This is a genomic window from Melghirimyces algeriensis (assembly GCF_900182565.1).
GTDB classification, from domain to species: Bacteria; Bacillota; Bacilli; order Thermoactinomycetales; family DSM-45169; genus Melghirimyces; species Melghirimyces algeriensis.
The window spans coordinates 1-26208 of sequence record NZ_FXTI01000020.1 but is presented as its reverse complement, the minus strand read 5'-3'; the positions used below and the strand labels follow the sequence as shown (position 1 = coordinate 26208).

Below are 26208 nucleotides of genomic sequence, written 5' to 3'. Positions count from 1 at the left end.
TGTATCGAAGACCTCCAAGTAAAGCATATGGTGAAAAACCGCAAGTTAGCCAAATCGATCACGGATGCCTCGTGGTCGGAGTTTGTCGCTATGCTTACCTACAAGGCAGCCTGGCATGGAAGAAACGTGGTGAAAGTGGGGAAACAGTTCCCTTCTAGTCAGCTTTGCTCTTCCTGTGGCTACCGAAACAAGGATGTAAAGAACCTCAACCTTCGGGCATGGACATGCCCTACATGCGGCTCTCACCATGACCGAGACATCAATGCATCCAAAAACATCTTGCAAGAAGGACTTCGAGTACTTGCGGTCGGGCAGACCGTTTAAGCTTGGATATGATCCTATCAGTAGACGGGAGCTCCCAAGAATCCCCTGCCTTCAGGCATGAGGAGTGTCAAGGTATATAGTGATATACTTTTGTATTAAAACAGACTTTACCACATGTTACGGTAAGAATTGATTTTTTTTGGGTGATATGTATACGTTAAGGTTAAAGAGAAGAAAGGGTTTACAAAGAACTTTCTTCAAAGAAATGGTGGTGTAAGGTGATGCATCCAAGAAGAAAACAGCTTTTGACACTGCTATTACGTACAGATGATTACACATCTGTAACAGAACTTTCAGAAAGGCTCAATTGTTCTGAAAAAACAGTTCGTAATGATCTGAAAGCGCTTGATGACTTCTTAGAGAATGATACACGGATTACAATTCAACGAAAACCGAGTGTCGGAGTGCTGTTAGAAGGAGAGGAAGTCGAAAAGAAGAAGCTCCTTTACCATCTTCATGACACTGAAGACCATACTTTGACACAAGATCATCGAAAGTTTGAAGTCATTAAGTTGCTTTTAACAACAGGTCATGTGTTAACCATGCAGGAAATTGCCGAAAAATTTTATGTCTCTAAATCAACAATCAGCTCAGACTTACCGGAAATTGAAGCTTGGCTTGAAAGGTTCGGTTTAAACCTTATTTGTAAACCAAATCTTGGTCTTAGGGTTAAAGGAGCGGAAAAAGCCTGGCGATGTGCACTATCAAAAGTTGTGGAAGAGCTGGCGAATACAGCTTCCTTTGTATTAAACACGCAGCAGCTTCAGGTCATTAAGGATGTTCTTCACCCCTATGAAGTTGCATTCATTGAAATGGAAACACGAAAACTGGATCAAACGCTTGATTTTCATTTAACGGATCAATCGATTGTCAATTTAACGGTTCATCTTGCGATTGCGGTAAAGCGAATCAAGCAGGGACACAGCATTAACATGTTGGAAAGTGAGCTGTCAGAGCTGCAAAAGAAAAAGGAATTTACCTTTGCTAAAAAGCTCGCAAAACAGTTGGGGAAACAGTTAGCAATCAAAATTCCTGAAGCTGAAATCGGTTATATGACACTTCATTTACTCGGTTCCCGTATTCGTTATGATCTATCGCTTGTAAAAGGTGAGTTCCAATCATCCCTTGAGAAGATTGACGAAGAAGCACTTCAGATTGTAAAAGAGCTGATCCAAAAGGTTGCAAATGTGATTGATCAGAGAATTCAAGATGATCAAGAGCTTGTAATCGGACTGGCCATTCATTTTCATTCAACGCTCAATCGACTAAGACATCGTTTAAGTATGACAAATCCGATGTTAAAAGAAATTAAGAAAATGTATCGCTATCTATTTGAAGTCATTTTATCATGTATGACCGATCTTGAAGAAAAGATTGAGACGACCATTCCAGAAGATGAAGTTGCATATATGGTGCTTCACTTTCAAGCAGCACTGGAACGATTGAATCGAGTGAAACCAGACAAAACAACGGCAGTGATCATTTGTCCAACAGGTGCGGGCACTTCACAGCTTTTGGAGGCAAAGCTATCATCACTTTTTCCAGAATTAATCATTACAGAGATGACATCCATCACACAAGTGAAAAACGTCATTTACCGCAATAAACCGGATGTTTTAATAAGTACGGTACCACTTGAGGGAGTCGAAGATGTACCTGTTATAACGGTTAGTCCGCTTCTTCCAGCACATGAACAGGAAATGTTGAGGAAGTTTGTGAAGGAAATTCATGTATCAAAAGAGCGAATGTCTGATCGCTATTCGACCTTGAAAGAAATGATTGTCCCAGAACTGATCTTTCTGGATATGACTCATGAGGATCAGTCAGATGTCATCCGTTTTTTAGCGGACAAGCTCTATCAAAGAGGATTTGTTGAAAAAGGATATGGCGAAGAAGCGAAGGAACGTGAAAAGATTTCTTCAACGTATATCGGTGGAGAAGTTGCCATTCCACATGGAAAGGGAGGTGCAGTTAAAAAGCCGGCTATTGCGGTCGCCCGATTAAAAAAGCCGATCAATTGGTCGGGTGAAAAAGTAACGTTTGTGATGATGCTTGCGAACAATATACAAGAAAGAGAAACGGTAAAACGTTTATTTTCAGAGCTGGCCAATTTAGTTGAAGATGAGAACACACTTCGCCAACTGAAGCAACCAAAAACAGCATTGCAGTTTTACAAGTTATTACAGTGAATAGGAGGGACACAGAATGAAGCTGCTTGCTATTACCTCTTGCCCGAATGGGATTGCCCACACGTATATGGCTGCTGAGAAGCTTGCAAAAGCGGCAGAAAAGCTGGGACATGAAATAAAAGTGGAAACACAGGGTTCGATTGGTGTTGAAAATGAACTAACTGCTGAAGAAATTCAAGCGGCAGACGGAATTATTATTACCGCAGACAAAGTGGTTGATAAACGCCGTTTTCAAGGAAAAAAGGTACTGGAAGCCCCGGTTGCAGATGGAATTAACAAACCGGAGGAATTGATAGAACAATTTGAAAGCGGCGATGTTCCGGTTTATGGAGATCAAGCACCAACGGAAACACAAAGCATCGATCAAGTAAAACAGGAACGCAAGCAAAAGCAGAATCCACTGTATAGAAACTTGATGAATGGTGTTTCTTACATGATTCCATTTGTGGTTGTCGGTGGACTTTTGATTGCATTGTCACTTGCCATTGGTGGTGAGCCGACAGAGAAGGGTCTTGTCATTCCTGAAGATTCCTTATGGAAGTCGATTTTAGATGTTGGTGCGGCAAGCTTTACGTTTATGGTTCCGATTTTAGCAGGATTCATTGCGATGAGTATTGCAGATCGCCCAGGACTGGCGCCGGGTATGATCGGTGGTTATATTGCCGCAAATGGGAGTTTTTACGGCAGTGAAGCGGGAGCAGGATTCATTGGTGGAATTATCGCCGGCTTTTTGGCAGGTTATATTGCAAAAGGGATTAAACAGATTAAAGTACCAGCGATTATTCAGCCCATTATGCCCATTTTAGTGATTCCCTTGATTTCATCTGTAATCGTTGCCGTTATTTTTATCTTTATTCTAGGACAGCCGATTGCAGCACTGATGGAAGGATTATCGGCATGGCTTCAAAGTATGCAGGGAGCAAGTAAAATTCTGCTCGCACTGATTTTGGGTGCCATGATCGCATTTGACATGGGTGGTCCCTTTAACAAAGTCGCTTTCTTATTCGGTGCAGCGATGATCGGGGAAGGCCATACGTACATTATGGGAGCCATTGCGGTTGCGATTTGTACACCTCCGTTAGGATTGGGTCTTGCAACATTGGTAAACAAAAAGAAGTACGCAAAAGAGGAACAGGAAGCAGGGAAGGCTGCTCTTGCGATGGGACTTGTCGGAATTACAGAAGGGGCGATTCCGCTTGCAGCACGTGACCCATTTCGTGTAATTCCGAGCATTATGATCGGGTCCATGGTCGGAGCCGTTGTCGCCATGCTCACAAATGTCACAGACAATGTACCGCACGGCGGACCCATTGTTGCCGTATTCCAAGCCGTTGGAAATGTACCCATGTTCTTTGTTGCCATTCTGATTGGTATGGTTGTAACCGCTTTTACGGTAAATATCCTTAAAAAACCGGTTGAAGAATAAAACTTGATAGGAAAGAGTGTTTAAAATATGAAATTGACAGATTTAATGACAGAAGATCTGATCCAGCTTCACCTTGAAGGTACAACGCGTGAAGAAATCATGGATGAAATGGTTTCCATGATCGATGCAACAGGTGCACTTACCGATAAAGAAGCGTATAAAGAAGCACTTTTTTCCCGTGAACAGCAAGGCAGTACAGGAATTGGCTTTGGGATCGCGATTCCTCATGGGAAATCAGATGCCGTTCAAACTGCACGCGTTGCCTTTGGTGTCAAGCGTAATGGTGTTAACTGGGACAGCATGGACGGGAAAGATGCAAAATTGATTTTTATGATTGCGGTTCCGGAAAAAAATGCAGGGGATGAACACTTGAAAATTCTGCAAGTGTTATCACGGAAGCTTATGGATGATGCGTTTCGTGCAAGCTTATTAAATGCAGACAGTAAGGATGAGGTGTTAAGGCTAGTGAGTGAGATGTAAATAAGAGGGGGAGATCCGGTGGAGCATCCTTTTCCGACGACCCAGCGGAACCCCTGGAGGAAAGAGATGTGGAAACGGATATCTCCCCTTCACCACTTTGTCATGAACCTCAGGGGGATGCTCCTCCTTTTATTTGCAATAATGAAATAAGTTTTATCATGAGAAGGAGAGGTCAGGGAGTAAATGCTGAAGGAACCACTGTTTATAGAACCTGTTTTTAAGGAGCGTATTTGGGGAGGGAAAGCACTGGCTGAAGTGTTTCACTATGACATTCCGTCAGAGCGTACGGGGGAATGCTGGGCCGTTTCAGGGCATTCGAATGGACAAACCGTTGTAAAGAACGGTGAGTACAAAGGGTTGACGCTCAGTGAGCTATGGGAAAACCATCGCGATCTTTTTGGAAATCACAGTTCAGATACGTTTCCACTGCTTATAAAAATTTTGGATGCAAATGCCGATTTATCGGTTCAGGTGCATCCAGATGATGAATACGGCAGAAAATATGAAAGTGGTGAGCTTGGAAAAACAGAGTGTTGGTATATTATTGACTGTAAAGAAGATGCGGAAATGATTTTCGGTCATCATGCATCTTCAAAAGAAGAACTGAGAGCGATGATTGATCGTGGTGAGTGGGATCAATTGTTGCGAAGAGTAAAGATTCAACCCGGTGATTTCTTCTATGTGCCAAGTGGAACGATTCATGCACTTGGTGAAGGAACGCTTGTGCTTGAAACACAGCAAACCTCTGACACAACCTACCGTGTTTATGATTATGATCGTGTGGATCAAGAAGGGAACAAGCGTGAACTGCATCTGGAGAAAGCGATCGATGTGACAACCGTACCCCATGTTGATCGGGAACCAACATATCATGTGAAGACAGTGGAAAGCGCTGAAATCACAACATTTGTAGAATGTGAGTATTTTACTGTTCAAAAATGGAGCATTGATGGAAAAGCATCATTTGAACAAAATGAAACATTTCAAATAATCAGTGTTATAAATGGAGAAGGGGAGCTTTCTGCTGGTGGGCAAACATTTACGGTTCAAAAAGGGGATCATTTTATCCTTCCGTACGAGTTTGGTACGTTTTCATTCCAGGGAAAACTTCATATGATCGTTTCCTATGTTTAAGTGGGAAAAAAAGAATAGCCTTCATAGAGAGAATCCAATTGTCTATGAAGGCTCGTTTTCGAAATCAATGTTTAATCAAAATGCAACCTGATACTGTCTTGGTACCTTAATTTCTTTGTTTAATTGATTTGCTGCTTCTAGAGCCCAATAAGGGTTGCGAAGCATTCCTCTTCCTACGGCTATTAACTCGGCATCTTCATTTCCGATTACTGCATTTGCCAATGATGGTTCATCCAGCCTTCCGACAGCGATTACCGGGATGTCCAGGGCATTCTTGATCGCTCTTGCCAGTGGGACTTGATAGGCAGCATGTGTTCCCGGTTTTCCGTGAGCGGCGATTTCTCCCTCTCCACCGGCACTGATATGGAACAGATCGACGCCTGCTTTTTGGTATTCTTTTGAAAAAGCGATACTCTCTGCGATGCCGTATCCTCCTTCCACATATTCTTTCGCGGAGATGCGAATAATAAGCGGCATATCGGCAGGCATTTCACTTTTGGCCGCTTGAATGACTTCCCTCGGAAACTTCGTTAAATCTTGACCGTATTCATCCGTCCGTTGATTTGTTAGAGGGGACTGAAATTGATGAAGCAGATAACCGTGAGCACCATGTAATTCAATTGTATCAAACCCGGCTTTTACCGCACGTCTTACAGCCAGCTGAAATTTTTGAACCATTTCTTTTACTTCGTCTGTAGAAAGGGGTCTCGGTGTTTTGAATTTTTTGTTAAACGGAATGGGTGACGGTGCCACAGGTATCTTTGCATCTTCTGCCTTGCGCCCAGCGTGAGCAATTTGAATCCCTACTTTTGCGCCGTATTGATGAGCAGCCTCTACAATTCTTGATAAAGCCGGAATATGATCATCAGACCACAATCCTAAATCATAATCGGTGATACGGCCATCCGGTTCAACATCCGTCATTTCGATAATAATTAAACCAGCTCCACCGACGGCACGGCTTACATAATGAATGTAGTGCCAGTCATTCGCAATGCCGTCTTTGTTCACCACGGAATACTGGCACATCGGAGGCATGACAATGCGGTTTTTTAATTCCAATCCCTTTAACTTATACGGGCTAAATAAATGATCCATAATTCAATCTCCTTTTTTATGAATATCCACTTACATGATGGATCGTTTAAGTTATGATATAATGCATGCGCATGCATTTAAATAACCATAAAATAGTATTTTTGTCAAGTAATAGTGTGTACATGCTTATTTTCTGATTCTGATTTCTGGTTTCCTTTGACAATAAAGTAAAGTGCTACAAACATTAACAAAATCCCGACGACCCGTTCCAGATCCAAAGGGATGATATTGTTTCCAAACCAACCATAATGATCGATAATCATACTTGAAACGATCTGTCCAATAATAACGGTTATAACGGAAGCAGTGACACCAATCTTCGGCACGGCCACTACCATTAATACCACATAAGCTAATCCAAAAAACGCACAAAGTAATTGCCACTTGGGCACATCAGCAATTTTAAGGATTTCGCCTTCAGCAAAGAAGACGATCATAATACCTAAGAAGATGCTTCCTGATACAACGGTCAAAAATGCACTTTCAAACATTCCAGTCTTTTTTGCAAGCGTTCCATTGATCATGGATTGAGCTGCTAAGGCTACACCAGCTATAAATGCTGAGAGAATCACCAACAAATTCAAAGAGGCCTTCCTCCCTAATATACCAGATAGAGTGATATTGCTAATAGCATAATGGCGGCAAATCTGTTTATGTTAAATTTTATCTTTTGAGAGCCAAGCCAACCAAATTGTTCAATAAATGCACTCATTGCAATTTGCCCAATCAGTGCTGCTATCACAGAAATTCCAACACCTATAATGGGTACACTGATGATTAAAATCAGATTATAAAAGCCTCCTAAGATCCCACCAAGCAGATTCCATTTTGGAACCTTAAAAATTTGTGCCAAATCTCCCTTTCCAAAGAATAGAATAATGAACACCATAACCATTGCCGACATGGACATCATATAAAATGTGGTTTCCATTTCTCCAATATTTTGCCCCAGTGTGCCCCCGATTCCAGCCTCAAGACTTAAAGACAAGCCTGCTATGAGCGCTGCAATATAAAACGGTATTTTCAAAAATAGCTTCCTCCTTATTATAAAACTGTAAAGCTGGAGTCATTGCTTTTCTTATAATGCATGCGCATGCATTTAACTTACCCAAAAAAATCCTCTCCGTCAAGTGTTCATTTTTGAGGAGTCTCATCTTTTTATCTGTTGGATTAAATCTTGTAATTCATCCTGAATATTCTCTTTAGCAAAAGCTTTTGCAAGGGTTGCTTTAATGGTAATTAAAGATTTTTCAAGCTTTTCTTCGCCCTCTTTGGTTAAAGAAGTATAGATACTTCTGCGATCCTCCTCGCACAAATGCCTTTGTAAAACTCCGCAGTTTCTTGCCTCAAACCTGCTTACAAGTCTTGACATGGCACTTTGACTGAGTCCAACCATGTCCTGCAATTGCTGTAATCTCAATTTTTTATCGGGAGCTTCGGATAAGAATAAAAGCACGTAAAACTCTTTCAAGCATATTTGATGATTCTGTTGGAGTGCACTTTCCAATTCATTTGCGATTTTCATATGAATATGAGTGAAAGACAACCAACTGTCGATCAGTTGTCTGCTTGCATCTTGATCCATATACGTTCCACCTCATTTAACAATCCAGAACGATATTCGATTTTTACGCTTATAGCGGTGATTAATTGTAACAATAAAACAATTTATAGTCAAACCATACTGAATAAGGGCTGGATGGAGAAAGTAAGTTTTTAACAAGGTTTTATTGTTAATTATGACATACCCACATCGATGGGAACGTTTGAAAAATATATTGCCCGCAGTTTCTTCTTCTGGATGGTCCGTTTCTTGCGGACGCAGTATGACAGGGTGGAGATTGTCTTTATTGCCCATCACACCGAGGCCAAAGAAGTTTCCGAGGATCAATTCTTCAACAAAGGGGAATCTGGAGGTACGATCTGTTCCTCGGCCTACCAAAAAGCGTTGGAGATGATTGAGGAACGTTATCCACCCAGCCGCTATAACATCTACCCCTTTCACTTTTCCGATGGTGACAACCTCACTTCCGACAACAACCGCTGTGTCAAACTGGTGGAAGAGCTGATGCATCGCTCCAATATGTTTGGCTATGGGGAAGTAAACCAGTATAACAGGCACAGCACTCTCATGAATGCCTACAAACACATGGAAAATCCCAAGTTTATGTACTATATCATCCGGGAGAAAGGAGAGGTGTATAATGCACTGAAGCATTTTTTCGGACCTGTGGGTTCAGCTGAATCTTCATCGGGTATGGCCTGAAGCTATGTACCGCCTTTAATAGGCGGTATTTTGTTTGTTTTTTCTTATAAGAACTAGGTTCTATTTTGTTAAATACTGGTTCAGACCAAGATACTTATAGGATGAGGGCCTCTAGGGTCATTTATGCGAATAGAATACGACTTTCCCGCTTGAAAGATGGTTAATCAACGGGTTTGCATCTGAAAATTATAGCTGAATTTTTTGCTCTCCCCTTCGATTTTCTGAACCGTCGAAAGCAGTTTAAAGAATCGAGTGAAAAATTAATAGTGTTCAATGAATAAAATATGTGAGACTCTTACAGAAGACTATCAAATCCGGAACAGTTGAGATACTTACCAAAACCTAGTGAAGGAATTGCAAACCATCCGATTCATTTGTCCCAATCAGAAAAACGATGTATTTCATCCGTCATTCAACTTAACATAATCAACAGCTCACTTCAGTCTTCCCCTTGACAGTACACTCTCCAATAAAATAATTAAGAAAATATAAAAATTATTATTGACTTTTCTAAAAGAGTGGATTACTATCGCAATAAGGAGTATGTAAATATTGGTAAGTTTGTACTTGTTAGTTAGAAAAAAAAGGGGGGAAGTATGCCAAAGAAAAAGCTAATTGCTAGTTTACTTACTTCCGTTTTGTTTTTCTCGTTTGCTGGGTCAGTAGCAGCTACTTGGTATTCGGGGAAAATTAGATTACCTGCTTACCGACCTGCATATACTGTCGCTCGTGATGCTACAAGTGGAACTCAATCTACCAAGGTTACTTATGCTGGTGGAAACCATACTGTATATTCCAATATTGTTAAATTTTCTGGAGGTAAGTATCTTTCTTCGTGGAAAAAACATACTTTTGGTGTCACCTATTCTCATAAAACAGGAGTTAAAAAGGGGACTGCCATCCAGGGCGCATTTAAAACAGCCCAAACATATTATCGTAGAAACCGAAGCGAAAATTCATTGGAAGCCTTAATTTAATTAATCCTTGAATAAAGTGATCAAAAGGATAATCCTTTTGATCACTTTATTCAATCGAGGTTTTATAAACGGAGGAGTTCAATGATCTTGTCCACTTTTATAAAAACAGAGTTTCAGCGATTGATTCGAAGATGGCAGTCTTTACTCGGTATTTTACTATTTATCGGTTTCTTTCTCGTGGCGTTGCAAGCCTATCAACTAGACCCGTCCGTTCAACTTCCAAAAGAACAACATAATGCCTTCTTTGCTTTTTACAGTGCACAAGGATGGGGACCCTACACGTTTCTCCCTTTGATCTTTCCACTCATCATGGTTCTTTTTGCTGGTGACACTCTGGCGTGGGATTTAAAAACCGGTTACTCCAATTTGGTCTTGATGCGAGTTGGTAGAAGGAAATACATCGTAGGAAAGCTGATATCTGCATCTGTTCTTACATTTTTAGTCATTGTTTTATGCGAATTCCTTATGTTTGGATATAGCCTGACTCAATTTCCCGTTTTTTCTCCTAAACACATAGTTCCGGGTTTAACCCCTGAATATGCAAGTGATCTCGCTACTTCGTATCCCTTTCTGTACGTAGGGTTGATTATTTTGAACACCGCTTTGATGGGTATGGCTTTTACTGTACTGGCCATCCTCTTATCTTTAATGGTAAGGAACATCGTTGCTATCTTGGTAATCCCATGGGTTCTCTATATTGGACTTAGTTTCATTGTACAGATTATGGGAATTGGCGGTTTGGCACCCATGCGATTGGGAGTATTATACCTCGTTGAAGGAACCATTTTTCATCCATTGGAGATCCCTCTATTTTGGGCTGTATTTTGGCTCATTTCTCTTATACTTATTTTCTGCATATATAATCAACGATTTAAAGGATCGGTGAAATAAATGAACCCTCATACACCTACGCTGGAATTAACACAACTATCTAAAAAACTGGGCGGTCGTGAGGTACTGAAGCAAGTGGACCTGATTGTCCAACCTGGTGAAGTTGTTGGGATTGTGGGCTCCAACGGCTCTGGAAAAACCACTCTGCTTCGCTTGGTAACAGGTTTGATTTACCCTGACAGGGGAGTGATCCGAGTAAAAGGGAAACGCGTCCGTCCGGGTTTATTGGGGGACCTCCCTCTTTCTGTCGGAGCATTGATTGAGACTCCCTCCTTTTTACCACAGTTTTCGGGATTCCAAAACTTAACCATGCTCGCTTCCATCCAGCAGAAGATTGACAAAACAGATGTGTATCAAGTTATGAAGCAAGTAGGGTTAGATCCAGAAAATCGAAAGCCCGTCCGAACATATTCGCTGGGAATGCGACAACGGTTGGGTATTGCACAAGCGGTCATGGAAGACCCTTGTTTACTCCTCTTTGACGAACCGACAAACGCTTTGGATGATCATGGAGTAGAAACGTTCTCTTCCCTCCTTCAAGAACTGATTGAAAAAGGGGCCAGTGTCCTTCTCGTTTCTCATGTAAAAGGAGAGATTCAACGTTTTTGTGATCGCGTGTTCCAGATTGAAGAAGGAAAGCTGCTTTCCGTACAAGAGAGTACAAAGCAAAAATGGAGACTTGTTGTAAGCAGTTGGGATGATGTAGAGAAACTAACGAAACGGTTTCCTCACTTGCAAATCGATCAACCAGTAAATGGATACCCTGCTGTAGTATGTATTAGTCACTGGGTGAGTCAAGCGGAGCTGACGTCAGAAATGATGCAAGACGAAATTCAAGTGATTGAGGTTCAAAAGCAGATATGATTCTTTTTGAAATGGAACAACTCATCGATCGTCAGAAAAAGCGGTGGCTTCTCCTTTTGCTAACCCTGCTAGCCGTCTCCATCGCCTCCAAATTTTTGATCGGCTCCGATATACGTTCCGGCTTTGTTACGAATGCATGGGACTTTATGCTGGCTTCTGTAACACAGATGTTTTTTGCGATCGTGATCATCCCTGTCATCTATTTGCTTTCTATATCCGATCTAGTCATACGCGATATGAACGGTTTTTTGCATTATGTGCTCTTCCGAGCAAAAAACCGATATGTTTGGTGGTTAGCTAAATTCATCTTGTTGTTTCTACATGCCGTTTTAGTTGTTTGTTTCACCCTCTTTTGCTTATGGATCGCAGCCCTTTTTTGGGGGTTTCCCCTTACGGGACCCGTTCTGTATCCTCATTACGCTATCATGGAGACTCCGTTTGTTTTTGCATCGATTTTTGCCATCCATACCCTTGCTCTGTTTGCACTTGGTCTGTTGGTAACTTTGATCTCCCTGTGGACAAAAAGCGTAATCATAAGTGGATGTATCGGGCTTCTTCTCTGCGTGGTCGCATTTGGCACCCATATTTACCAACCAGATATCGCCGGCTGGCTTCCTACTACACCGATGAGGCTCGATCTGCACCATCCATACAACCCTCATAGAACCATCACTAACTTTACGGTACAACATTCTGTAGGTTATCTATTTTTCTTAATCACTATATTCCATTTCCTTGGTGCTCTTAGAATCCGATGTATGAATTTCTTCATAAAGGAACGATCATGAGATGAGGATCATTCGTTTCATCTATCCGCAAAGGTTGGGAACCAAGAACTTCCTATTACGGTATGGGACTATCTCTTTTTTTCTCTCACAGGTATATCGGCCCATTTAACTTTTTTGGATTACCTGGGGTGGGTGTTGGTTGTCGCGCCCATCCTGTTCGTCACACACTCGATCACTTCAAATACAGAGGGCTTTGATCAGATGTTACTGTTCCGTTCTAACTCCCGCTGTGAATATTGGGTCACGAAGCTCGCTGCCAATGCGTTGGCCTGTATCGCTTACAGTTCGCTTCTTTTTACGATCCATTTCTGCTTCGGATTGTTCTTTTTCTCCTTTGAAACCAACTGGGGACCTTTGTTTCAGACATCGATTCAATCGTTTCATCCACTAATTGGTATCACTTTTTTGTACGTTCATTTCACTCTGGGGATCATGGTGATTTCGATACTGGGTCAAACGGTCGCCCTTTTTTTCCATCATGCACCTTTTTCCTATATTGCGATCACGATCTACTTAACCATTTCTGGGCAGCTGTACCCGTACGTTGAAAACTCAAGTTTCCTCTCCCTTCTATTCTATCCTTCTCTCCAGCTCCTTCTTACAGAAGAGGGGTCACTTGCTTCCCTATATGGAACCAGCTTCTTTATCATGCTGATCGCGATCATCTCTTCATTTATCTGGATAAGACGACAGGCCTCAATTTTATAGAGCGGGTCTCTGACCATCGGTTGGAGACCCGCTCTCACCACGAGTCCTCATTACTAGGAGATAGCTGACAGTGCCTCGCATAATGGCAAAAGTAAGGTTGAAATAGATCTTTATTATTCGAATAATCAGATATATAATGATAGAATTATCATACTAACCGGTTGGTATGATGTTATTGCAGTGGATGTGTAGTCGACAAACGGAGGTGGAGGGGCTGCGATGACGGGGCGTCATTTTGATTTTTGGCCGGAGTTTCAGGTGAAGGGGTGCGCGGCCTGATTCGCTATGCCACTGCATTGGCTCAAACGGGGCGGATTTAGCGCTTTGGAGAGTCAAAGGGATCCTGTTGCGGGAGACGGATGTCGTCAAAAGCTATGCGTTGCGCTTCAGCTGTATCGAAAAAATTGGAAAGGATGGTTTCTTTGAATACTCAGGATCTATTTCGTCTGGACGGAAAGATAGCGATTGTGACCGGAGGGGGCAGAGGACTGGGACAATACATCTCCGAAGCCTTGGCGGAGTCTGGGGCGAAGGTCGTCTTGTGCTCCCGGAACTTGGAGGTGTGCCAACAGGTGAAAGAGGAGATGGAAGCCAAAGGGGCGCAAGCTCTCGCTTTCGCCTGCGATGTGACCCAACCCGAAGAGGTAAAACGGGTGGTAGCGGCGACAGAGGAAGCCTTTGGCGGTGTGGACATCGTCGTCAACAACAGCGGGGTCACTTGGGGGGCACCGCCGGAGGAGATGCCTGTCGACAAGTTTGAACAGGTGATGGATGTCAATGTGAAGGGGGCTTTTTTAATGTCCCAGGTGGCAGGGAAACGGATGATTGCTCAGGGAAAAGGAGGACGGATTATAAATATCGCCTCTGTGGCCGGGCTGCGCGGCGGTCATCCCGAATATATGCAGACTGTTGGCTACAATTCCAGTAAAGGGGCGGTCATTACCATGACCAAGGACCTAGCTACCAGCTGGGCCAAGTACGGAATCCGAGTGAACTCTATCGCTCCCGGTTGGTTTCCCAGTAAAATGTCCCGACCGCTCTTGGAGAAGTTTAAGGAGAAGATGCTTTCCCATATTCCGTTGGCCCGTTTTGGACAGCCGGATGATATCAAGGGAGTTGCCGTTTTTCTGGCGTCCCCTGCCGCCGCTTACATGACAGGACAAGTGGTGGTGGTCGACGGGGGAACCACGGCTTGGTAAGGTGCTGGCAATAAAAAAAGGATATCGGAGAAACGTCCGACATCAAACTGCTCCAATGTGTAAATTGCCCTGATCTCCGCGGGGAGAGGTGACATTAACACAAATTTCTCCCTATTCCATGCCAGGGAACAGATGGTTTCGATTTTTGTTCCTGAATGGCGTTCTTTGGTTAACAACGATTTGAGAGGTCGTTTCAAAGAGGACGATGTTTCAATATCCGCACGATCGTTTTCTTTTTCTGGCGTTTCTATATAATTGGAACAGTATGTAATCACTGTTGGCAGTAAGGGAGATGATCGGGTGACGATCAAAAAGAAGATTGTGGAACAGAGCATACAATTATTTGAAATGAAAGGGTTCAGCGAAACATCGATTCAAGATGTAGTAGAAGCATTGGGCGTTACCAAGGGGACGTTTTACTATTATTTTGAGTCCAAGGAACAATTGTTGAAAGACATTCATTTGATATATATCGATGAACTTTTAAAACTGCAGGAAGAGATCATCAAAAATCTGGGAACCAGTTATAAAACCAAATTGTTTGAAATTGTTAGAATTATGATTACGCAAATTAAAATAACGGGTAGCCGCTGCTTCTCAACGATGGGAAAGATGTCCCGCCTTTTCCCCCTTTCCTGGAGTCCGGTTTTGTGCAAACCGTTTACACCCGGTTTGTCGACATGGTCTTCGTCGGCGGTGTGATTATCCTCGGTGGAAAAGTGAACGGTAAAGAAGAGACGATCAAGGCATGGCTTACCTCGCAACCAAAAAGAAAAGGATGTTGTTACAGGAGAACTCACCTTTTTAGTCGAAGTGGTAAAATGAGCAGTCAGGTGACGAGATTTCGAAGTGAGTGCGAAGGACTGTTTTTAGAATGGAAAGTCAACTTGTTTGTGCATTGGAGGCAGGGGTATGAAATGAGTGAAACCTGTGGAATCATACTTGAATTTATAATTTTAGGACATATTTATTCTTTACATAAAGCATCACTCATGGTAGACTTAACTTGAAAATATTGCAATATAATAGTAAGAAATACTGAACTGATATTTATTGAAAAGTATATTTTCTACAAATCGATGAAAAGGCAACGTTGAAAATACGTGTTTTCCGATATTTTCCGTACCATTTCCTTTCACTCAAGAACAATAATGATAAACAAAAGAACCGAAAGGAAGTTAATCGTTGTTGCGGCACGTTAATGGACTGAGGGGACATAAAGGGTTAGTGTAGTGCAGGTGACGCTTGGATGAAAGGGCGAAGCTATGCCTTTTACTAAGACACAACGGAAAGGAATAGCAATTTTATTGAGTATGTGCTGTTGCCGAAAAATGGAGCCATCAGTCGGCGGTAAGAAGGAATTTTAAAGACAGCAATGTGCTACCTCTCTTATGGGTAAACGTACAAGGTTTATCCATTGTAGGAGGGTGCTTTTTTTTATCCCTAATTTCTTAATTCGTACATGAATATATTCTAATTAAATTCATGTTTAGGTGTGGTGAAGTGATGAGGGGACCAATCATTTTTATGTTTTCGGGACAAGGTTCGCAATATTTCCACATGGGCAGGGAGCTGTATGAACAGGAGTCCGTTTTTCATGAAAACATGCGCCAGTTGGATGTGGTGTTTCAAAAGGCTACAGGAAAATCAATCATTGGGTATATGTATGATGAACATCGCTTGAAAAGCGATGATTTTAGTGATCTGTTCTACACCCATCCGGCTATTTTTATGATTGAAGTTGCTTTGGCCCAAATGGTAATCGAAAAAGGAATCCATCCTGATGCGGTCATGGGGGCCAGTTTGGGGGAATATGCGGCCGGTGCCGTAGCCGGTGTTTTCCGCCCAGAAGATGCTCTAGAGGGTTTGATCGATCAAGTCCAACTGTTGGAGAAGTTTAGTCAGCCAGGGGGGATGATGGCGATCCTGGCTTCCCCTTCGCTTTATGATGAGGTTCCCATTCTTCACCATCATGCCCAGCTCGCGGCGGTAAACAATGAATCCCATTTTGTGATCGCTGCCCATCAAGAGGGACTAAACACAGTGGAGCGATACCTTTGCTTAAAAGAAATTACTTATCTCAGATTGCCTGTAACGGTTCCGTTCCATTCTACGCACATTGAGATGGCGGGTGAAGCGATTCAAACGCGTTTGGCGCAAATATCCTACCAATCACCGCGTATCCCGTTTTATTCCTCTGTTACTGGAAAAAAGCAGGATCACTTGACGGCTGCGTATTTTTGGGACGTGCTAAGAAAGCCAATCCAGTTTGGAAAGGCTTTAACAGAAGCGGTGGAGCACGGGGCCGTTTTCATTGATTTAGGACCTTCAGGCACACTTGCCAATGTAGCCAAAGCTCACTATAGGCAACGTACCGATCTATCTATTTTTCATATTCTTTCGCCATTCACCGATAATGCCAAAGCGTTGGAAGGCGTATATAACCAAGTTGCTCCCTCAAGATGAGGCGATAGGAGATATAGAGGAGGGAAAGTAGAGTGAAAAAACGGATTATTCAGTTGGCCTTCCCAATCTTTATTGAAAGTGCTCTGGTGATGGTGGATGGCCTGATACATATCATTTGGGTAGGGCAATTGCTTGGCGGGACGGCTGTAGCGACGGTAGGTGCATGCTTTCCCATCATTTTGGCCATGTCTGCGGTCGCTAATGGAGCGGCTAGGGTGACTTCAACGCCCATGCTACGACGCTTTCAAGCAAAGAAAAAGCGGGATGACGCGGTGCAAAAACAGATGAATGTGTCATGGTCTTTTGCCATTTTTACAGTAATGTTTGTGACAGTAGGAGTCTATTTGACCGCACCATGGGTCCTGACCATATTGGGAACCCCTGAAGGGATCATGGAAATGGCAACGGGGTATCTCCGGATTATGGCCCTTGGTTTTACCATTATGTATTTCTCATTTTTAATTACATCCCTGCTGAGAGATGTCGGTTATACGTTTGCGCGAATGCTCTTTATTGCGATTGCCACAGCAGGGAATTTAGTGCTGGTTCCCATGTGGATCACCGGGATGGGTCCCTTCCCCAAGTTAGGGTTATATGGGGCTGTGTTTGCTTCTTTTATTGTCTCGGTACTAGCCATCATCGTTTCTTTGGGGTATCTCTTACGTCATTATAAGGGTTTACTCATGAGACCGACACAATTGAGATGGGACCGCAACATCCTAGCCTCATTATTACCTCTGAGCATGCCTGTTTTTATCCAACAGTTTTTATTGGCTTTGGGATACACATGCATCATTATTTTTGTCAATCCCTTTGGGAGCGATGCGACAGCGGCTTTCTACGTCATTAGCCGAATTGATTCCATTGTGGCATTGCCGGCGATGGCAGTTATGATCGCCATGACGATCCTTATGAAACAATCTGTACAGGGGAAGAAGCTGAAGAAAATTAAAAGTCTTTTTCGTTGGGGGTTGCTTATTAACTTTCCGTTTACATTTTTAATTGCACTGTCCTGTTTTCTCTTCCCTGATTGGATGATAAAGATCTTTGTAACGAACCCATCCATTGTCGCGATTGGTGTGGACTACTTGCAAATCATCAGCTTTGGCTATCTCCTCTTTACTCTTTTATACGCTTGCAATGGCATTATTAACGGTGCTGGAAAAGGTGGGGTTACCCTGGTATTTTCTCTATCTTCCCTCATTGTGATCAGGGTGCCGGTGGCGGCGATCCTTACACAGATGGGCTTTAAAGTAACGGGCGTATGGTTCGCCGTCCTAGCCAGTTTTATCGCGTTGGCAGCATGTAGTTGGTTCTATTATCTGTCAGGTGTATGGAAGAAAAAATGGGAGGTTAAGGAGATGAAAGTACAAGGGACTATGCCAACTTAAAATGAGTCTAAGGAAAAATATAATCTCTTAAAGGAGCGATCGGATATGCCTGAAACCCCCACTAAGAAGTATAAGGGACCGGGAATGAACGGTTTGATTGGTACTTGGTATGCCAAGAACACCAAGAAAAAAATGGAAAAATACACACGGGATGCGAAGAAGGTTTTAAAGGCTTTATCTGAAGGAGATTCTGTTCTTGACCTTGCTCCGGGTCCGGGCTATTTATCGATTGAACTGGCGAAGTTGGGCGATTTTCAGATTACCGGGTTGGATATTAGTGAGAAGTTTGTGCAAATGGCACAAAATAATGCTGACCAAGCCGGAGTGGATGTTGATTTCCGCCATGGTGATGCGGCACAAATTCCCTTTGAGGATCATATCTTTGATTTGGTCGTTTGTCGGGCGGCTTTTAAGAACTTTGCCCAGCCGCTCACCGCCCTAAATGAGATGAAAAGGGTATTAAAGCCGGGAGGGAAGGCGGTCATCATCGATTTTAAAGGGGATGCATCCAAAGCGGACATCAATCAATTTGTAACGGATGATATGGGTTACAAGGGTCTCAATGCTCTGATTATTAAGTGGATGTTTCGCAATGTGATGATTAAGCAAGCCTATACGAAAGAGAAGTTTATGTCATTTATCAAAGAGAGTGACTTTAAAACATGTGACCTGCGTGAAGGTCTTGTTGGAATAGAGGCATGGTTAGAGAGCTAATGTGACAGTGTCTGCAAAGGGCTAAAACGCTTTTGAAAAAGTTCAGCCTTGGAAGCTGTATTTTTTGCCTTGAAAAAGCGGGTTTTCCACACTACAGTAATGGATCAAGGAGACAAAGTTAGAGAACTATGGAATCGTCATATGGATCACATCGGAAAATCCTTAACGGAATATTTTCAACAGCTTTTGGCAGTAAAGGAATTGCATCATCTCAAACCGTTACAAAATAAGGAGGCCATAAAAATGAAAAAAGAAGAAATATTTTCTATATTGGTGCAGCATGCCCGTGAGGTCGTACCGGAACTTGAACAGCATCACTTTCAATGGGATGATCGGCTGGCAGATTTAGGTGCCAACTCCGTCGATCGGGCCGAAATTGTAATGATGACATTAGAAGCCCTATCGTTGCAAATTCCGCGTATTGAATTGTCCGAAGCCCGGAACCTCGGAGGTTTGGCGGAAATCCTTCATGAAAAAATGCAACATGCATGATTTATGATCATTATACGCTGAGAATGAGCTATCACTTATTTATTAACTACACCTACCTTATTGTGGAGCCAAACTCCGGGCATGCCATCGTTGTCGATCCTGCATGGGAATTGGATAAAATCACCCAACAGCTTGAAAAAGCCCATGCGAACCTCCGAGCCATTCTCTTAACTCATTCTCATTATGATCATGTCAACCTCGTACCAACATTAAGTGATTGGATGCAACCGGATGTATTTATGTCCCAAAAGGAGATTGATGCATCCGGTTTCAGATGCAAACGATTGCATGCAGTCAATGATAAAGACCGTCTTTTGTTGGGAGAATTACCATTTCATTGTCTGCTGACCCCTGGGCATACGGCGGGTAGTATGTGCTTTCAACTGGAAAAAAGCCTTTTTACAGGTGATACCTTGTTTACAGAAGGATGTGGTGCCTGTCCTGTGCCCGGTGGCTCGCCAGAGGCGATGTATCTTAGCATGCAACGGCTAAAAGCAGAAATCAAAGATGATGTCCGGATCTTTCCGGGGCACTCGTTTGGTATGTCACCGGGTCAGACGATGGGGCATCTCTGTAAGAACAATATTTATTTACAACTGAATCGGGAACATTTTATTCGTTTTCGTATGCGAAAAAACCAACAGGGTCTCTTTGATTTTCAATAGAAAGGAAGGGGCGATATGGGAGAACTGGAAGTCATTCGAACGAACCCCGCAGGGACACCCAAAACACCACCGCTTCTCTTTGTTCATGGGGCCAATCATGCCGCCTGGTGTTGGAAGGAATATTTCCTTCCTTTTTTTCAATCCCATGGTTTCCAGTCCTATGCCCTGAGCTTTCGCGGGCACGGCCAAAGTGAAGGGTATGAAAATCGACATACCTTTACCCTGGATGACTATGTAGCAGATGTATACCGCGTGCTAGTAACCCTTGAACAGAAGCCCCTGATCATTGGCCATTCCATGGGAGGGGCAGTGGTACAAAAACTGATGAACCAGCATCCGCATCGGATTGAAGCGGCTGTCCTTCTGGCTTCGGTTCCGCCAGAGGGAATGCTAAAGGATTTTTTACGGCTGTTGTTGAGGCATACAAAGAAATTTCGTCAACTTTTCTTGTTTAATCAGGGGAAAACCACTGTCTTTCCAGTGGATTTACTTTTGCCTGGCTTAACAGCAGAAGAAAAACAGGCCTTAAGCGAGAAGATGCAACCGGAGTCGGCAAAAGCCAGCCGCGATTGCCTGAAGCGCATGGTGCCCAAGAAAACGGTAGCCCAGGTGCCCCTTTTGGTGCTGGGTTCTGATGGGGATCTCATGATTTCCCCGAAGACCACCCATTCCGTTGCCCGTTTTTATCGGACAAAGGCGGTCATTTTTCCGCGTATGGGTCATGACATGATGTTGGACCCCAATTGGCGGGAGGTTGCTGAACATATCCTTGCTTTTTCACTTAGAGACAAGGAGCGAATGGAACGATGAAGCGTGATCGAAGGGTGCATCACAAGATTCAAAAACAATTGATTGAGGAGTTTATCCAGGTGGTGGGCAAGCAGGATCAGCCCATTGATCACAATAAAAGCTTTCTGGAACTGGGTATGAACTCCATTAAAGCAGTGGACTTTATTGAAGCTGTCAATAACAGCCTGGGATTGGATTTGGGTGTGGAAGTGGTCTTTGATTTTCGTGGCATCCCCGAACTGGCGAAACATATAGCGGAACAATACTCGGCGGAGGAAGAAAAAAGTCCGCCATCCGTGGTTCACATAGATGAAAATACATCCACAGATATTGCGATTATTGGGATATCAGGGAAATTTGCTGGATCTGAAAATATTGAAGCTCTGTGGTCCCATCTCAAGGCGGGGGATTGTTGCATTTCGGACATTCAACGCCCTGGGTGGGATGAAAAAGCCTACTATACGCCGCAGGCGGATCGGAAAAATCGGTCAGTCAGTAAATGGGGCGGTATGTTGCCGCATATTGATCGATTTGACGCCGGCTTTTTTGATATTTCGGCAGAGGAAGCAGAAAGGATGGACCCGCAGCAGCGTCTCTGCCTGGAGGAAACGTATAAAGCATTTGAGGATGCGGACTATCCCGCTGAAAAATTGACGGGAAAAAGGGTGGGCGTGTTTATAGGAGGACGCACGTCCGACTATCGGGCGAGATTATGGGATGATATGAACACCCACACCTTTTGGGGCAATGAAATGTCCATGCTGGCATCGCGGGTTTCCTATTTCTTTAATTTTAAAGGCCCCAGCTTAACGGTGGATACAGCCTGTTCCTCTTCCTTGGTCGCCATTCATCTGGCTTGTGACAGTATCCGTAAGGGTGAATCGGAAATGGCGCTGGCTGGTGGGGTTTTTATTGCAAGCACACCTGAATTTTTTATTATGTCTTCCCAGGCTGGTTTATTGTCGCCGGATGGCCAGTGTAAAGCCTTTGACCCCCAGGCCAATGGTATGGTTTTGGGCGAAGGCGTGGGCGTGGCGGTGTTAAAACGGTTGGATGCCGCGGTGCGGGACCAGGATCATATCTATGGTGTGATTAAGGGGTCTGCTGTGAACCAGGCTGGGAAAACCAACGGGATGACAGCACCCAGTGTCGCTTCCCAAAAGGAATTGGTTCAAGAAGTCTATGCGAAGTCAGAGATTCATCCCGAAACAGTAGGTTATATTGAAGCCCATGGTACAGGTACCATGCTGGGCGATCTCATGGAACTGAAGGCTTTGTCTGAAGCATTTCAATCGTTTACGGATAAATCCCGATTTTGCGTGATTGGCTCCCATAAGCCAAACATTGGTCATGCCACGCTGGCAGCAGGAATGGCTGGTCTATTTAAGATTCTGATGGCGATGAAATATAGAGTGTTACCGCCCAACCGCACAGACGGACAGAATCAAGATCATCTTTTGAATAACAGTCCTTTTGTATTCAATTCTTCGTTGCGCCAGTGGAAACCGCATCCGGGCGTGCCTTTAAGGGCAGGGCTGAGTGCGCTGGGTTCCAATGGGACCAATGCCCATATCATTATTGAGGAATGGGTGGCAGAACCGATTCCGTCCATTCCATCAACACCCAAGCCCTATTATTTGTTTTTGTTTTCTGCCAAAAACAGAGAAGCGTTACATCACAAGCTCGTCGATCTGGCTGATTGGCTGGAGCGTGTTGGTGAGCACTGCACCGCAGAAGAGGTGGCCTGTACCTTATCGGTGGCACGGAGTCATTTTGCTGTTCGTTGTGCCTTTCTTTCTACCGGATTGACAGACCTCAGGCAGCAACTGCGCAAAGTGGTGCAAGAGGGATTCGTGGAAGGGGAGTTGTGGCACGAGCGGACCGCCGCTTTTCAACCGGATCCGGAACAGATGAACCATGGGCAGCAGCTAATTGATACACTGGCGAATGAAGCGGTTTTGCATGAGGATACCTATCGGGAATATGTGACCAAATTATCCCAACTGTATGTACAAGGCTATGACTTGGACTGGACGGGTCTATATCAAAAAAATAGGAAAGTTCCCCTTCCGTCTTATCCCTTTTGCCAAAAAAGTTATTGGGCACCGGAGCGTACCAATGTAAAAGAGCCTGCTGTTCTATCCTCATATGGTCTGCAAATGCGCGATATGGAGGGATTGCTTGGGAAGTTGCTGTTAGAACAATTGCAGTTCCTGGGTATTTTGACGGACCAAAAGATGACATTGGCGGATATGCAGAACAAACTGGGGCTGTCTGCTGTCTATCGTAAATGGTTGGCGCGCAGTCTACAGTTTTTGGTTGATCAGCAATGGGTAGCATATGATGAATCGAATCGTTATAGAGTGAATCCCTCTGTAGGAATGGAAGAGGATAGGTGGGAAGCCTGGGAGCAGCAAAAACAGCATTGGTTGGCCTCACCCGATGCCAAGGCACAGACGGTGTTGGTTGAACATACCCTGCGTTCCTTACCGCAGATTTTAACGGGTGAGGTATTGGCAACGGATATTATGTTTCCCAATTCTTCGATGGATCTGGTGGAAGGGATCTATCAAAACAATGCCGTTGCTGATTATTTTAATGAAATCCTTGCCCAAAAAGTGGTTGACCATATTCAAGAACGTTTACGTCAAAACCCGGATGCACGCATACGCATCATTGAAATCGGAGCAGGCACAGGGGGTACCAGTGTCAGCGTATTGAATCATCTAAAGCCCTATCGGGAGCATCTTGCAGACTATTGCTATACCGACATTTCAAGAGCCTTTCTGGTATATGCGGAAGAAAGGTTGAAAGCAGACTATCCCTTTGTCTCCTATGCGATTTACAATGCAGAGGCACAAGCCGCTGAACAAGGCATTCCAACCGATACATATGATATCGCTATTGCGACCAATGTGCTTCATGCCACAAAGGAAATCCGGCAAACATTGCGCCAGGTCAAATCGGTGTTAAAGAAGGATGGTTTGCTGATTTTAAATGAAATTAGTGACAATTCCCTGTTCCTTCACCTGACGTTTGGTCTTTTGGAGGGTTGGTGGTTATTCCAGGATGACGCACTGCGTCTACCCGGTGGTCCGGCGGTGTCTGCGGCGGGATGGAAACGGGTATTGGAACAGGAAGGATTTAAACGGGTCCGTTTTCCCGTGGAAGAGTCCCATGCAAAGGGACAACAGATTGTGATGGCCCTAAGCGATGGTCAAGTGCGCCAAGCGGTTGCATCAAAGCAAACTCCCATTCAACAAGGGGATCAAAAACAACTCGCTGTCACTGTAAAGGAACATCACATGACAGTGGCCCTGAAAAGCTGGATGGCCGAACATTTATCGCGCGCCTTATCAACCGAGGCCCAAACCATTGATTTTCGGGCTGCTTTTCGCGATTACGGTGTGGATTCCATTACCGGGATCAATTTGGTGCAGGCGATCAATCAGACCTTTTCCCTTGATTTGGGGACCACCATTCTCTTTGATCATAGTTCCATTAACCAATTGACGGATTTTCTTTTGACCCACTACCATGACCCCATTGCCGCCTTTTTTGGGCAGGAGGCAGCACCTGCGAAGGAAACCATTCTTGTTCATTCAAAAGAGCCAAAAGAAGAGCTGAGTGTCCATGAGATGAAGCCGGAGTTGGACGGTGGGCAGAAAGGACCCATTGCCATTGTGGGTATGAGCGGCAAGTTTGCCAAGTCCCCGAATGTGCATGCATTATGGGAACATCTGTCCAAAGGTACCCATTTGATTGATCGTACATCCCGCTGGCGACATTCAGGTCATGGAAATGAAACAGCCAAAGAATGGGAAGTGGGCAGTTTTATTGAGGATATTGATCAGTTTGACCCCTTCTTCTTTAATATTTCTGGTTTAGAAGCGACCTATATGGACCCCCAGCAACGCCTGTTTTTAATGGCGTGTTGGCAAGCCTTGGAGGATGCCGGTTATGCCGGAGAAGGCATACAAGGCCGATTGTGTGGCGTTTATGTGGGATGTAGCGGGGGGGATTATCGCCATCTAATGGATGATTACCCCTCGCGTGAGGTGCCCCAAGCGTTTTGGGGAAATCTGGGTTCTGTCATTCCGGCACGGATTGCCTATTATCTCAATTTGCAGGGTCCAGCCATTGCCGTAGATACTGCCTGCTCCAGCTCACTGGTGGCTATGCATTTGGCTTGTCAGGGATTATGGACCGGCGAAACAGAGATGGCCTTAGCTGGCGGTGTATCGATACAATGTACACCGGACTTATATCAGGCAGAGCATCAGGCAGGGATGTTGTCTCCAACAGGACAATGCTACACCTTTGATGATCGGGCCAATGGATTTGTTCCGGGTGAAGGGGTGGGTGTGGTCCTGCTTAAGCGGCTACAGGATGCCCTTGCCGACGGCGACCATATTTATGGTGTGATTCGGGGTTCCGGTATCAATCAGGATGGTACCACCAATGGCATTACGGCACCCAGCCTTCGTTCCCAGGTTCAGTTGGAACGGGCTGTCTATGACCGGTTTGGCATTCATCCCGAAGAGATTCAGATGGTAGAAGCCCATGGAACAGGGACGAAATTGGGGGACCCCATTGAATATCAAGCACTGACAAAGGCGTTTCAACACTACACAGATCAGAAGGCCTACTGCGCCATCGGATCGATTAAGACCAATATTGGTCATGCGCAAATGGCCGCTGGGGTTGCTGGTGTGATCAAGGTGCTGTTGGCTCTAAAACACCGCAAAATACCGCCTTCCCTACATTATGAACAGGGGAATAGCCACATTCCATTTAAGGATAGTCCCTTTTTTGTGAATACCGAGCTAAAAGAGTGGGAGGTCAAGCCGGGTACGAAACGCTGTGCCGCTGTCAGTTCGTTTGGGGTGAGTGGCACCAATGCCCATATGGTGATTGAAGAGGCACCAACGGGGATTCGGAAACATCCGGATCAACCCGGCTATCTATTGGTACTGTCAGCACGATCTGAGAAGGCACTGCGAAAGCAGGCTCAGCAATTGATCGATTATGGCAAGGAAAATGAGACGGATGTAGGGGATATCTGCTACACCTTATTGGTGGGACGAAAGCATTTTAAGTACCGCCTGGCCTGTGTTGTGTGCGATCAAAAGGATCTGGTAAAGCAATTGGAACAATGGCTGGAGCGCAAGGCCATTTCCTCTGTATTTACCCATGTGGTACATGAGAGAGAACACAGGGAACAGACGGCTTTAAAAACGTTTGGCAACCATTGCATCCGCCAGTGCCAAGCAAACCATGAAGAGTATATGGACAACCTGAGGGCGGTGGCGGATTTGTTTGTTCAGGGGTATGAACTGGATTATCC

At 44.1% G+C, this 26208-nt stretch carries 22 protein-coding genes and 2 pseudogenes; 20 read left to right on the top strand and 4 right to left on the bottom strand.

Going from position 1 to position 26208, the window contains the following annotated elements:
* The 5 genes and pseudogenes from FN782_RS16505 to manA form a co-directional block, all read left to right on the top strand.
* The coding region (locus FN782_RS16505) for an RNA-guided endonuclease TnpB family protein (protein WP_142505093.1) at positions 1-324 on the top strand (324 nt) is incomplete at its 5' end.
* 221 nt (positions 325-545) lie between these two features.
* The gene (locus tag FN782_RS16500) at positions 546-2513 is read left to right on the top strand and encodes a BglG family transcription antiterminator (protein WP_142506882.1); all 1968 of its coding nucleotides are present in this window, start codon (positions 546-548) and stop codon (positions 2511-2513) included.
* Between the two features lie 16 nt (positions 2514-2529).
* Positions 2530-4419: pseudogene (locus tag FN782_RS16495) on the top strand (fructose-specific PTS transporter subunit EIIC).
* Positions 4420-4437: 18 nt separating this feature from the next.
* Positions 4438-4569: a hypothetical protein gene (locus tag FN782_RS17360; RefSeq protein WP_281285988.1), complete on the top strand. Its 132-nt coding sequence runs from the start codon at positions 4438-4440 to the stop codon at positions 4567-4569.
* A gap of 33 nt (positions 4570-4602) precedes the next feature.
* Positions 4603-5553 (top strand): mannose-6-phosphate isomerase, class I, encoded by a 951-nt coding sequence (manA, locus tag FN782_RS16490; protein ID WP_142506881.1) that lies wholly within the window; start codon positions 4603-4605, stop codon positions 5551-5553.
* Between the two features lie 75 nt (positions 5554-5628).
* On the opposite strand, the gene FN782_RS16485 is transcribed toward manA, so the two are convergent.
* The 4 genes from FN782_RS16485 to FN782_RS16470 form a co-directional block, all read right to left on the bottom strand.
* The gene (locus FN782_RS16485) at positions 5629-6651 is read right to left on the bottom strand and encodes an NADH:flavin oxidoreductase/NADH oxidase (protein WP_142506880.1); all 1023 of its coding nucleotides are present in this window, start codon (positions 6649-6651) and stop codon (positions 5629-5631) included.
* 104 nt (positions 6652-6755) lie between these two features.
* Positions 6756-7235: a DMT family transporter gene (locus FN782_RS16480; RefSeq protein WP_142506879.1), complete on the bottom strand. Its 480-nt coding sequence runs from the start codon at positions 7233-7235 to the stop codon at positions 6756-6758.
* Between the two features lie 14 nt (positions 7236-7249).
* Positions 7250-7678 carry a DMT family transporter gene (locus FN782_RS16475; RefSeq protein ID WP_142506878.1) on the bottom strand — a complete coding sequence of 143 codons (429 nt, stop codon included), beginning with the start codon at positions 7676-7678 and terminating at the stop codon, positions 7250-7252.
* A 123-nt stretch (positions 7679-7801) separates the two neighbouring features.
* Positions 7802-8236 (bottom strand): MarR family winged helix-turn-helix transcriptional regulator, encoded by a 435-nt coding sequence (locus FN782_RS16470; protein WP_142506877.1) that lies wholly within the window; start codon positions 8234-8236, stop codon positions 7802-7804.
* A gap of 162 nt (positions 8237-8398) precedes the next feature.
* Between FN782_RS16470 and FN782_RS16465 the strand changes: the two are divergent.
* The 15 genes and pseudogenes from FN782_RS16465 to FN782_RS16395 all read left to right on the top strand — a co-directional run.
* Positions 8399-8917, top strand: a pseudogene (locus FN782_RS16465) (DUF444 family protein); the annotation flags it as partial.
* 596 nt (positions 8918-9513) lie between these two features.
* Complete coding sequence (locus FN782_RS16460; RefSeq protein WP_142506876.1) at positions 9514-9894, top strand: hypothetical protein; 381 nt, start codon at positions 9514-9516, stop codon at positions 9892-9894.
* Between the two features lie 81 nt (positions 9895-9975).
* Entirely contained in the window at positions 9976-10785 is an 810-nt protein-coding gene (locus FN782_RS16455) for an ABC transporter permease subunit (RefSeq protein ID WP_142506875.1), read from the top strand.
* Complete coding sequence (locus FN782_RS16450) at positions 10786-11649, top strand: ABC transporter ATP-binding protein (RefSeq protein WP_142506874.1); 864 nt, start codon at positions 10786-10788, stop codon at positions 11647-11649.
* Positions 11646-12437, top strand: coding sequence for a hypothetical protein (locus FN782_RS16445; protein WP_185956395.1), 792 nt, complete (start codon positions 11646-11648; stop codon positions 12435-12437). The genes FN782_RS16450 and FN782_RS16445 overlap by 4 nt, the downstream gene beginning before the upstream one ends.
* A 132-nt stretch (positions 12438-12569) precedes the next feature.
* Positions 12570-13145, top strand: coding sequence for a DUF2705 family protein (locus FN782_RS16440; protein ID WP_142506872.1), 576 nt, complete (start codon positions 12570-12572; stop codon positions 13143-13145).
* A gap of 422 nt (positions 13146-13567) precedes the next feature.
* Positions 13568-14344, top strand: a complete 777-nt coding sequence (locus tag FN782_RS16435; RefSeq protein WP_142506885.1) for an SDR family oxidoreductase — start codon at positions 13568-13570, stop codon at positions 14342-14344.
* Positions 14345-14644: 300 nt separating this feature from the next.
* Positions 14645-15046, top strand: a complete 402-nt coding sequence (locus tag FN782_RS16430; protein ID WP_342778415.1) for a TetR/AcrR family transcriptional regulator — start codon at positions 14645-14647, stop codon at positions 15044-15046.
* Positions 15047-15871: 825 nt separating this feature from the next.
* Positions 15872-16810 carry an acyltransferase domain-containing protein gene (locus tag FN782_RS16425; protein ID WP_185956394.1) on the top strand — a complete coding sequence of 313 codons (939 nt, stop codon included), beginning with the start codon at positions 15872-15874 and terminating at the stop codon, positions 16808-16810.
* A gap of 32 nt (positions 16811-16842) precedes the next feature.
* A complete protein-coding gene (locus FN782_RS16420; RefSeq protein WP_142506870.1) occupies positions 16843-18201 on the top strand; it encodes an MATE family efflux transporter in 1359 nt (452 codons plus the stop codon).
* A gap of 45 nt (positions 18202-18246) precedes the next feature.
* Positions 18247-18915 carry a class I SAM-dependent methyltransferase gene (locus FN782_RS16415; protein ID WP_142506869.1) on the top strand — a complete coding sequence of 223 codons (669 nt, stop codon included), beginning with the start codon at positions 18247-18249 and terminating at the stop codon, positions 18913-18915.
* Positions 18916-19158: 243 nt separating this feature from the next.
* Positions 19159-19407 carry an acyl carrier protein gene (locus FN782_RS16410; protein ID WP_142506883.1) on the top strand — a complete coding sequence of 83 codons (249 nt, stop codon included), beginning with the start codon at positions 19159-19161 and terminating at the stop codon, positions 19405-19407.
* 23 nt (positions 19408-19430) lie between these two features.
* Positions 19431-20072, top strand: a complete 642-nt coding sequence (locus tag FN782_RS16405; protein ID WP_246065006.1) for an MBL fold metallo-hydrolase — start codon at positions 19431-19433, stop codon at positions 20070-20072.
* Positions 20073-20087: 15 nt separating this feature from the next.
* Entirely contained in the window at positions 20088-20882 is a 795-nt protein-coding gene (locus FN782_RS16400) for an alpha/beta hydrolase (protein ID WP_142506867.1), read from the top strand.
* The coding region (locus FN782_RS16395; RefSeq protein WP_142506866.1) for a beta-ketoacyl synthase N-terminal-like domain-containing protein at positions 20879-26208 on the top strand (5330 nt) is incomplete at its 3' end. The genes FN782_RS16400 and FN782_RS16395, both read left to right, overlap by 4 nt.

Bases quoted from the DNA above. Each gene is read 5' to 3' on its own strand.
- FN782_RS16500 (WP_142506882.1), top strand. From the start codon at position 546: ATGCATCCAAGAAGAAAACAGCTTTTGACACTGCTATTACGTACAGAT.
- manA (WP_142506881.1), top strand. From the start codon at position 4,603: ATGCTGAAGGAACCACTGTTTATAGAACCTGTTTTTAAGGAGCGTATT.
- FN782_RS16485 (WP_142506880.1), bottom strand. From the start codon at position 6,651: ATGGATCATTTATTTAGCCCGTATAAGTTAAAGGGATTGGAATTAAAA.
- FN782_RS16470 (WP_142506877.1), bottom strand. From the start codon at position 8,236: ATGGATCAAGATGCAAGCAGACAACTGATCGACAGTTGGTTGTCTTTC.
- FN782_RS16460 (WP_142506876.1), top strand. From the start codon at position 9,514: ATGCCAAAGAAAAAGCTAATTGCTAGTTTACTTACTTCCGTTTTGTTT.
- FN782_RS16455 (WP_142506875.1), top strand. From the start codon at position 9,976: ATGATCTTGTCCACTTTTATAAAAACAGAGTTTCAGCGATTGATTCGA.
- FN782_RS16450 (WP_142506874.1), top strand. From the start codon at position 10,786: ATGAACCCTCATACACCTACGCTGGAATTAACACAACTATCTAAAAAA.
- FN782_RS16445 (WP_185956395.1), top strand. From the start codon at position 11,646: ATGATTCTTTTTGAAATGGAACAACTCATCGATCGTCAGAAAAAGCGG.
- FN782_RS16425 (WP_185956394.1), top strand. From the start codon at position 15,872: ATGTTTTCGGGACAAGGTTCGCAATATTTCCACATGGGCAGGGAGCTG.
- FN782_RS16415 (WP_142506869.1), top strand. From the start codon at position 18,247: ATGCCTGAAACCCCCACTAAGAAGTATAAGGGACCGGGAATGAACGGT.
- FN782_RS16410 (WP_142506883.1), top strand. From the start codon at position 19,159: ATGAAAAAAGAAGAAATATTTTCTATATTGGTGCAGCATGCCCGTGAG.
- FN782_RS16405 (WP_246065006.1), top strand. From the start codon at position 19,431: ATGAGCTATCACTTATTTATTAACTACACCTACCTTATTGTGGAGCCA.
- FN782_RS16400 (WP_142506867.1), top strand. From the start codon at position 20,088: ATGGGAGAACTGGAAGTCATTCGAACGAACCCCGCAGGGACACCCAAA.